Annotated in this window: 2 protein-coding genes and 1 pseudogene; 2 read left to right on the top strand and 1 reads right to left on the bottom strand. The window is 72.9% G+C overall.

Going from position 1 to position 4,280, the window contains the following annotated elements; genetic code table 11:
- Positions 1–406: pseudogene (locus EF918_RS37430) on the top strand (cupredoxin domain-containing protein); the annotation flags it as partial.
- A 228-nt stretch (positions 407–634) separates the two neighbouring features.
- On the opposite strand, the gene EF918_RS33210 reads toward EF918_RS37430, so the two are convergent.
- A complete protein-coding gene (locus tag EF918_RS33210; protein ID WP_125652614.1) occupies positions 635–2,737 on the bottom strand; it encodes a right-handed parallel beta-helix repeat-containing protein in 2,103 nt (700 codons plus the stop codon).
- 170 nt (positions 2,738–2,907) lie between these two features.
- On the opposite strand from EF918_RS33210, the gene hmgA reads away from it, so the two are divergent.
- Complete coding sequence (gene hmgA / locus EF918_RS33205) at positions 2,908–4,221, top strand: homogentisate 1,2-dioxygenase (protein ID WP_125652613.1); 1,314 nt, start codon at positions 2,908–2,910, stop codon at positions 4,219–4,221.
- Positions 4,222–4,280: the final 59 nt, after the last annotated feature.

Raw genomic sequence — 4,280 nt, 5'->3', positions numbered from 1 at the left:
CCCCCACACCACCCCGCCCCCGGGCGGCGAAACCCAGGGCGGAACCCAGGGCGGCGTGACCACCCAGGGCGGCGGCGCGGCGACCACCGGCGGCACGGACGCTGGCCGGGGCGGCGCCGCGGCGGGCGGCGCCGCGGCGGCCGCCGACCGGACCGTGACGGTCGCCGTCCGTGACGGCAAGGTGAGCCCGGCCCCCGGCCGCACCGAGCTCAAGCGCGGCGAACGCCTGGCCCTGCGCGTCACCAGCGACCGCGCCGACACCCTGCACGTCCACGGCTACGACCAGGAACTCGACCTCCCGCCGGGCCGCGAGGCCGTCCTCGTCCTCACCGTGGACCGCACCGGACTCTTCGAGGTGGAGACCCACACCTCGGGACTCCTCCTGACCCAACTCCTCGTCCGGTGACCGTGGGCGCGGCGATCCATGGCCTGGTGGCGCCGGTCCTGGAAGCGGCCGGAGCCGTCCCGGGCGCCGGCGCCCCCGGCGCCCCCGGCGCACCGGGCCCGGGCACGCCGGCCGTGCCCTTCCCCGGTTCGCCGACCGCCCCGGCGAGGGACCTGCTGCCGCTCGCCCACGGCATCGGCTCCACCCACGACCTGCCCGTCTCCCCCTTCTACGCCTTCGCCGGTGCCTTCACCGCCCTCTTCGTGTCCTTCCTCGCCCTCGCCCTCCTCTGGTCCGCCTCCCGCTTCCGCGGCGACCGGTCCGGCCGGCGGGGCCCGGGCGGGCGGAGGCGACGACCGCCCACAGGGCCCAGACCACGGTGACCAGCGCACGGATCCAGGCCGGGCCGAGCGGGATCCACGGGATCATCAGGACCGCCTTGTCGAAGGCGTCGAGCAGGGTGAGGGCGCCCACGAGCAGGGTGAGGCGGGCGAGCCAGGGGCGGTCGGCGCGCAGGGCCAGGCCGGTTCCGGTCCACCACAGGCCCAGCAGGAGCAGGGCCAGGGCGGGGACGGGGCTGGCGCTCAGCGGCAGGGTGGAGCCGGCGACGTCCAGGACGAGCCCGGCGACGCCCAGCACCCAGGCCGTCGTGCCCAGCCGGCTGCGGCGCAGCCGGCGCCACCACAGCACGCCGCCCACGAGCAGGAGCACCGCGGCGACGGCGGCGGCGATCTGGGTCTCGACCCGCTGGAGGCCGCGCGCCCCGTACCAGTCGCAGCCGGCGGGCAGCCGCCGGGCCTGGACGTTGTAGTCGGCGCAGACCAGCAGCTGGGCCAGCTTCACCGGTTCGCCCACCAGCCGGGCCGAGGCGCCGGACACCTGGCCCCGGTCGCCGCCGCAGCGCGGCAGGGTGCCGGGGGTGGAGCCGTCGGGTCCGGACTGCCAGCAGTTGCCCTTGCCCTGGCCGTCCCACCAGACGTCCATCCCGTTGGGGCGGGAGGCACCGGACCTGTCGCGGCCGAGGACGTTGTCGGCGTACCGGTTGTGGTGGGAGGTGTCGGCCTGCTTGGCCCAGGCGGACTCGCCGCGGATGAAGGCGGGCACGGCCGAGAGGAAGAAGCCGGCGCGGTCGTGGCCGTAGACCCAGTTGTGCTCGTAGAGGTTCCAGTTGCCGCCGGCGGTGATGATGCCGGTGCCGGGCGGCATGGAGATCTGCGGGCAGACCACGCCCTGCTCGTAGCCGCGTTCGACGGGCGGCTTGGCGCAGGTCCCGTCGGCGACGTGGCGGTAGTAGTCCTGGTTGTTGTCGTGGATGAGGTTGCGTTCGAACTTGGCGTGGTTCTGCGGGAGTCCGGGGTGGCCGGGGAAGGCGCTGTCCATGGAGGCGCCGCCCATGTTCTGGTCGAACTCGTTGTCGTGCACCCAGACCGAGTCCCCGGCGGTGCCGGAGTAGCCGACCATGTTGTGGTGGCTGCGGCAGCCGGTGATCTCGATCGAGTAGCGGGGGACGTCGTAGCCGCGGCCGTCGTTGATGTTCGAGGCGCTGCCGGGGTAGATGCCGGAGTCGCCGTTGCCGTAGGACTCGCAGTTCTTGTAGAGGCCGTGGTCGCTGGCGAAGGTCAGGAAGCCGTACTCGTCGTTCCAGCGGGTGAGCACGTCGTCGATGACGAAGCCGTCGCCGGCGAGCACGTACAGCGCGTTGAAGGTGGTCCGCTGGGCGGTGAAGTTCCTGAAGTAGATGCCGTGGGAGCGGTCGGCGCGGATGGCGTTGAGCTTCTGGTACTTGGCGTCGATGACGACGTCCGTGCGGCCGGCGCCGGTGCCCTCGATCTGGAGGTCCTTCTTGCCGAGGATCGCCACGAGGTTCTGGTTGTGCCGGCACTGCTCCTGCTGCTCGTAGCTGAGGATCTGGTAGCCGAGGGCGGAGTTGGGGGCCTCGAGCGCGGCGCACGCGCCGGTCGGGGCCGGCAGCGAGGGCTCCTCCTCGTAGAGGCCGGGCAGGATCGCGATGTTCATGCCGGGCCGGTCGACCCGGTCGACGGCCTCCTGGAGGTGGCGGAAGCCGTTCTGCGTGCAGCGGGCGAAGAGGGCGAGGTTGCGCTCGCGCAGCGGTTGCGGGAAGCCGGCGATGCGCCGTTCGAAGTCGGCGCGGTCGGTCTTGCACACGAGCAGGTCGGGCTCGGTCGTGCGCAGGACGGGCACGGTGCCGGAGCCGTCGGGGAAGGTGACGGGCCGCTCCTCGTGGGCCTGCGCGGCGGGCGCGGCGGCGAGGACGGACGTGAGGGCGAGGAGCGTGAGGAGGGCGGCGAGGAGCACCGCGGGCACGGCAGGAGACCTGCGGATCCACGACATGCGCGAGAGAGTAGAGCAATGTTCATCTTTTGGGAGCCCCTCGCGCACGACCTCTTTCCCACGGCGCCCCCGCACGCCCCGCACGCTGCGGCTCGTTCCCGCCGTTGACGGGACGGGGAGCGGAATCCTACTGTCGACCATAGGATTCCTTCGACGGAGCGGGAGCAGGCATGAGCGAGCAGGCCAGGAAGACGGCGCAGGGGCTGGTGCACCTCACCGGCTTCGGCAACGAGCACAGCTCGGAGGCCGTCCCCGGCGCCCTCCCCGTGGGCCGCAACTCCCCGCAGGTCGCCCCCCTCGGCCTCTACGCCGAACAGCTCAGCGGCAGCGCCTTCACCGAGCCGCGCCGGCACAACCGCCGCTCCTGGCTGTACCGGATCCGGCCCTCGGCCGCGCACCCGCCGTTCACCCGGACCGACAACGGCGGGATCCGCACGGCCCCGTTCACCGAGACCGTGCCCGACCCCAACCGGCTGCGCTGGAACCCGCTGCCGGACCCGGCCCCCGGCACCGACTTCCTGGCCGGCCTGTGGACCCTCGGCGGCAACGGCGACGCCACCCAGCGCACCGGCATGGCCGTGCACCTGTACGCGGCCAACGCGGACATGACGGACCGGGTGTTCGGCAACTCCGACGGCGAGCTGCTGATCGTCCCCGAGCGCGGCGGCCTGCTGCTGCGCACCGAGCTCGGTCTGCTGAGCGCCGGACCGGGCGAGATCGCGCTGATCCCGCGCGGCGTCCGCTTCCGCGTCGAGCTCCTCGACGACGCCGCGCGCGGGTACGTCTGCGAGAACTACGGCCAGCCCTTCGAGCTGCCCGACCTCGGCCCGATCGGCGCCAACGGCCTGGCCAACGCCCGGGACTTCCAGGCGCCGGTGGCGGCGTACGAGGACGTCGAGGGGCCGGTGGAGGTGGTCAACAAGTTCTGCGGCAACCTCTGGTCCGCCACCTACGACCACTCCCCGCTGGACGTCGTCGCCTGGCACGGCACCCACGTCCCGTACGTCTACGACCTGCGTCGTTTCAACGTCATGGGCACCATCAGCTACGACCACCCCGACCCGTCGATCTTCACGGTGCTCACCTCGCCGTCCGACACCCCCGGCCTGGCCGGGGTGGACTTCGTGGTGTTCGCCCCGCGCTGGCTGGTCGGCGAGGACACCTTCCGCCCGCCGTACTTCCACCGCAACGTGATGAGCGAGTACATGGGCCTGATCGAGGGCGCCTACGACGCCAAGGCCGAGGGCTTCGTCCCCGGTGGCGGCTCGCTGCACAACATGATGTCCGCGCACGGCCCGGACCGGGAGACGTTCGACAAGGCCAGCGCCGCCGAGCTCAAGCCGCAGAAGATCGACGACGGGCTGGCGTTCATGTTCGAGACGCGCTGGCCGATCACCGCCACCGCCCAGGCGGCCACGGCCGGCCACCTCCAGCGCCGCTACGACGACGTCTGGCAGGGGCTGCAGCGCCATTTCCGCCCCTGACCCGGCGGCATAGGATTCCGCATCGGGATCCCGCACCCCGCCCCGCCCCTACGGAGAAC

This window comes from Streptomyces sp. WAC06614, assembly GCF_003949795.1.
Lineage (GTDB): Bacteria > Actinomycetota > Actinomycetes > Streptomycetales > Streptomycetaceae > Streptomyces.
The sequence above is the reverse complement of the archived record's forward strand: the minus strand, read 5'-3'. Positions and strand labels throughout refer to the sequence as shown.